The 4881-nt window shown below is 34.7% G+C and carries 7 protein-coding genes; 5 read left to right on the top strand and 2 right to left on the bottom strand.

What is annotated here, in order from left to right:
* On the bottom strand, positions 1-1152 hold a 1152-nt coding region (locus RMR19_RS14505), incomplete at its 3' end, for a recombinase family protein (protein WP_310604211.1).
* Entirely contained in the window at positions 1149-2171 is a 1023-nt protein-coding gene (locus RMR19_RS14500; protein WP_310604210.1) for a hypothetical protein, read from the bottom strand. The genes RMR19_RS14505 and RMR19_RS14500, both read right to left, overlap by 4 nt.
* Before the next feature lie 138 nt (positions 2172-2309).
* Here RMR19_RS14500 and RMR19_RS14495 point away from each other — a divergent pair, with 138 nt between their 5' ends.
* The 5 genes from RMR19_RS14495 to RMR19_RS14475 form a co-directional block, all read left to right on the top strand.
* On the top strand, positions 2310-2453 hold the full coding sequence (locus RMR19_RS14495; protein ID WP_310604209.1) for a hypothetical protein: 144 nt from the start codon (positions 2310-2312) through the stop codon (positions 2451-2453).
* Positions 2454-2494: 41 nt separating this feature from the next.
* A complete protein-coding gene (locus tag RMR19_RS14490; RefSeq protein WP_310604208.1) occupies positions 2495-2872 on the top strand; it encodes a hypothetical protein in 378 nt (125 codons plus the stop codon).
* A 121-nt stretch (positions 2873-2993) separates the two neighbouring features.
* Entirely contained in the window at positions 2994-3611 is a 618-nt protein-coding gene (locus tag RMR19_RS14485; RefSeq protein WP_310604207.1) for a hypothetical protein, read from the top strand.
* A gap of 5 nt (positions 3612-3616) precedes the next feature.
* Positions 3617-4549 carry a hypothetical protein gene (locus RMR19_RS14480; RefSeq protein WP_310604206.1) on the top strand — a complete coding sequence of 311 codons (933 nt, stop codon included), beginning with the start codon at positions 3617-3619 and terminating at the stop codon, positions 4547-4549.
* Positions 4512-4881 (top strand): Rep family protein (locus tag RMR19_RS14475; protein ID WP_310604205.1); only part of this gene is annotated, 370 nt, incomplete at its 3' end. The genes RMR19_RS14480 and RMR19_RS14475, both read left to right, overlap by 38 nt.

Here is a 4881-nt window from a genome sequence, read left to right as displayed (position 1 = left end):
AGAAAGGATATAATCAATTTCTTGACCCTTTGACAAGACATTCCCCAATTCTTCAAGCTCTTTTTCTGCTGTCTTCAAGTTCTTTTTTAATTGTTTATAAAATCGACGTTCAGATTCTCTTTCTGACATGGTAACATTTTGATGAGCAATTTCAGCAATGTGCTCATCAGTAAGTATATCTCGACAATGATTTATAACAAAATCTTCAAGAGGTTGTTGAGGTATATATTTCCATTCACGTTTACAAATACGATCACTGCATTTATAATAGTGATATTTTTCAGATGTATGAGACGTGCCTGTGTAGCCATACATCAAATTTTCGCAAACGCCACAATATAGTTTCCCTGTGAGTAAATAGTTATATCTAGTTCCTTTTGTTCCTCGTACACGCTTACGTCTAAGATGGACACGTTCCCATATTTCATCACTAATAATACGTGGTATACGGTCAGGTATTTCAATATCTTTGTAAATGTAACAGCCAGTATATCTTTTATTATCAATAATTCCATTGAAAGCGTTCTTTGTAAAAGGTCTTCCTCTCGATGTTTTTAATCCTCTTTCGTTCAGCTCATCAATGATATCTTTCATATTCATACCATCAGCATATTTCTCAAAGATCATTTTTATTATCGGTGCGGTGTTTGGGTCTATAACATATTCCTGTCTTTCAATTTTAAATCCGGTTGGAACAGCACCACCAACAAATAAACCTTTTTCAGCTGTCTTTCTCATTCCATCGGTTACACGTTCGGCTGATTGTTCGCTAAAAAGTTGGTTTAAAGCGACAACCACAGATTCCTGAAAGCGACCTGTCGCTGAATCTTCATAGCGTTCTTTTACAGCGAGCAATGCCACATTGTTTTTTGAGAGTTCGTGTTTGTAGATATAGTATTTTTCGTTATCCCTAAAAAATCTATCTGATTTATATACAATTACTGCGGAGAACAATCCTTTTTTGCTATCACGCATAAGACGTTGTAGTTCGGGTCTTTTATCATCTGTTGCTGTAATTCCTCTATCTATATAATAATCAACAACACTATATCCTTTTTCCTTTGCCAGTGCTTCCGCCTGCTCAATCTGCACTTCTATTGAACTCTCGTGCTGCCGTGGATCACTATATCTTGCGTAAATTACCACGTTCATTTGCTCTTTCCTTTCTGACCACGTGATTTAGAATTATTATGATAATTTTTAGAACATAAATCAGTGCAAAATCTTCTTTTTTTACCACGATTAACCCGCATGAAAGGTCGCCCGCAATAATCGCAGGTTGAGATATCAACTAATTGGTTTGTGGAAAAAAGACAATCTGCCCATATGTATGATAATAGTGAGTTGAATCTATAATCTAATTTGCCATTTGTAGACCCGAACGTAGGTATTCCCAAATGAAAATTAAATAGAGCATCAAGTGCATCAATAAAAATTTGTTTAAGTTTAGTTTTAGTTTCACCATTAGTAGAAAGGAATCCCACTATTACCAGTTCAGAAGGGTAGTTTGCAAGACAGTAATCATTTGTATTTATAGCGTATGATTTTAAGCTGTTATCATTATATAAGTAAGAAGTATTATTTTTAGGAATGCCTGTACCTATAACAACCCCCTCAACATCATTGTTTTTTAGCATAGATACCACTAATGTTGTCTTTGAACTTGTAGATATAATGAAATCGTCTTTATCATTTTCATATTTAAAATCTTCTTTTAATATTCGATGAAGTGAAAAAGCTAATTTCAAAAGTCTTGATGAAATGATCCAATCAGATAGAAATTCATAACGAGTAACATTTTTCATATTTGAATCTCCAATTACTCGTTCCATTTTACCAGTTGCTTTCTTACCTGGCGTTAACTTAAATATGTCAAGCAGTGAAGATTCTGTTATTGCTGAGATTTCTGCATTACCTAACAATCCATCTTTATTTTCATATAAAGATCCATATGTATCTGCGAAATTGAAAAAATCATCAGGAGTTTCTAAATTACTAAATTTTAAGCTGATTTTCTCTTTATGGTCGCTTGATTTAATTAAATGTTTTTTCATATCAGAAAAACCCATTATTGGTACAGTCGGTGTTTCAGAAAAAATTCCTTCAAGAAAAAATATTCCTTGAAATGTATATCCATTGGGAATTGTAGGTTTTAAAATGTGTTTTTTCATATCAAAAATCCTTTCAACAAGAATAATATCATAAATTTGTCAATAAGTAAATAATTTTCCGAACTAACCAACTCATAAAAGGAAAAAAATTATGGTATCTTTTTGGTAGATCAATTGAATTTGATGAAAGGAGGTAGCATGCGACTCTCGAAAGAGCAAATAAATCAGATTAGTGTAAGTATCACATCAAGTGCAGTAAAAGCATTTATTTCTTCTAACGAGAGTGAGTATAAAAAATTTCTTGTTAAATTCAAAAAAGAACAAGAAAAAAAAATAAAGTAATCAACTATTAGTCTGGGAAACCAGAGGAAGGAAGTAAGAAAATGAGAAAATTATATTTTTACCAGAAATTCGATCCCGAATTTATTACTAAGCTGAGTTTGTTGTACCTTGATTCCATGCCATTACAAGAAAGGGATGGCGATTCAGTAAAAATAACTGGAGCTAAGACTCGTGCGCTTGTCATAGAGGATCAGAATAAATATGGGGATGAGTACGGTCTCAATAAAGGTGAAACCATAACTGTCAAACAGCTAGGTATAAATGCAGAAGATATGGAAAAGCATTTTGAGTTCATGAGAACACCCTGCAAGATAGAAGTGGAAAAAGCCACAATCTGGGGTGATTTCAACGACAAGCTCAGCATTTACGGTAAAGTAACTCCAGTAAGAGAAAGAAAGGGAAGTGATTCAAATGATTAACACCAGAATAATCAAGAACCTAATCTACAGATGCACTGGTTATGAGGACCCCACAGATTTTACTAAAAATTTGTGTGCTATCTACAGGATTGTGAGAGCTTTAAGCTCTCCTCTCCCCTGTATGGCAATCGCCAGTATTTGCATTGGAATAATTGCATACTTCAATATGGAAGATGCTTGGTGGCTTTGGGTAATTATAAGTTGTGCAATTGCAATCGGTACATCAAGGTTGCTATATAAACGGTATAGACGGCGAAAAAGAATCGTAACGAAAAGATATGCTAACGAAAATAACAACTTTGATGCAGTAATAAAGTTTTTACCAGTGCGTTATATTGATAAGATTGACAGTAATTTAATGTTACATAACTCAGATGACAAAATCACAGAATTACTGTATCAAAATATAGGCGAAGTGTTCATAACTCTCGGTTTGTACACCGATTCATTCCATCGGAAAGTAAATCCATTTACTTGTAAACGATATATTAGTATAGACCCTATAGGCTTTCACTGTAAATTGTCAACAGATAACGGTATAGGGTACATTCTTATTGATCCATCGCCACAACAAGTTGAATATCTAAGAAAAATAGATACCAAGATAATTCATAACGTTCTAAGAAAGATGAACTTAATTAACTGGGATATTGAGCGAATCAGTTTTGATGATGATGTAATTTTGTTCCGCTTACGCGATTCCACTGTAAGCATGGCATATGATTTGAGATCGGAGTAAGAGATATGTACTATGAATTATTAAAACTTGCTTCAACTAACAAATATTATGAATTGCCTATTCAGAAAGGTGCAGTCTGGTCTATGAGGACTGCACCTCACGCCTTGATTTCCGGGCAAACTGGATTTGGGAAGTCATATTTTGTAAACTATTTAACAGCACTTTGTTCAATCAAAGGCAATGTCTTATACCTATGTGACCCCAAAAATAGCGATATTTCGTCTTTATCAGATTATATGCCAAAAGGCAGGGTTGAGTCATCGAAAGATGGAATATGTCATATATTAGATGATGTCATTCAGATAATGGAAAAAAGATATGATTATATGAAAACAAACCGTTTAAAACGGAACTTATTTCAAGCCGATTTTGTTGATTTTAACCTACCTGTTATTATGGTTGTCATAGATGAGCTTGCCTCTTTTGTTAGCAGTCTCGAAAAAAAAGTCCGAATACAATTCGAGTCTGATATGCAAGCGATAACTCTTTTGGGACGTCAATGCGGAATAATAATTACCAATATTTGCCAATCTCCAAATTCCCACAATATAAATACTGAGAGCCGTTCACAAATGGGATTTCGTGTTTTCTTAGGAAATTCTGGTGGTATTGAATACCGTATGTTATTCGGTGAGGGCTATTCATTTCCATCAAGAGTGTATAAACCAGGGCAAGGGTTGTATATGATTTCAGGACAATTAGATTCTCCTGAGTTGATTGAAACACCTAGATTGGATAAGTCAAAACTTGCTGATACATTAAAGAAATCTTTAGAGATACAGTATGCTCTTGATCCATTTGATAACACTCCCGTTCTGCATAGCTGTAGCGAAGCGAAAGCGGAGCAGGACGGCTTCAAAGATAAAGGGGGCTTAGACTACGACGCCCCCTTAAAGAGTAGTGAGAAGTGCCAAGGATGTGACAAAAAAGATGGTTGAATCAGGACGTAAAGCGAGTAAAACAAGAAATTGGGCGTTTGTAATATATCCTGAAAGTGCACCCAATAACTGGCGGGCAATGCTATCTGAGACACATTTGCCGTCACTTATATCACCACTACATGATTTAGATACTAATGAAGATGGAGAAGTTAAAAAAGCCCACTATCACGTCGTTATAATGTCAGATGGACCAATTACACAGGTACGAGCCAATGAGATCATCGAGCCATTTAATGGTACTAAATCAGCAGAGCGGATAATGTCTTTAAAAGGGTATGTTCGATATCTAGCTCATTTAGATGAACTTGATAAAATACAATATAACCCAT

This window comes from Anaerosporobacter sp. (assembly GCF_031551385.1).
In the GTDB taxonomy this organism is placed as follows: Bacteria; Bacillota; Clostridia; order Lachnospirales; family Lachnospiraceae; genus Anaerosporobacter.
The sequence above is the reverse complement of the archived record's forward strand: the minus strand, read 5'-3'. Positions and strand labels throughout refer to the sequence as shown.

What these genes read in the sequence shown, in the direction of transcription:
- RMR19_RS14495 (WP_310604209.1), top strand. Translation starts at nt 2,310, where the DNA reads ATGCGACTCTCGAAAGAGCAAATAAATCAGATTAGTGTAAGTATCACA.
- RMR19_RS14480 (WP_310604206.1), top strand. Translation starts at nt 3,617, where the DNA reads ATGTACTATGAATTATTAAAACTTGCTTCAACTAACAAATATTATGAA.
- RMR19_RS14485 (WP_310604207.1), top strand. Translation starts at nt 2,994, where the DNA reads ATGGCAATCGCCAGTATTTGCATTGGAATAATTGCATACTTCAATATG.
- RMR19_RS14500 (WP_310604210.1), bottom strand. Translation starts at nt 2,171, where the DNA reads ATGAAAAAACACATTTTAAAACCTACAATTCCCAATGGATATACATTT.
- RMR19_RS14490 (WP_310604208.1), top strand. Translation starts at nt 2,495, where the DNA reads ATGAGAAAATTATATTTTTACCAGAAATTCGATCCCGAATTTATTACT.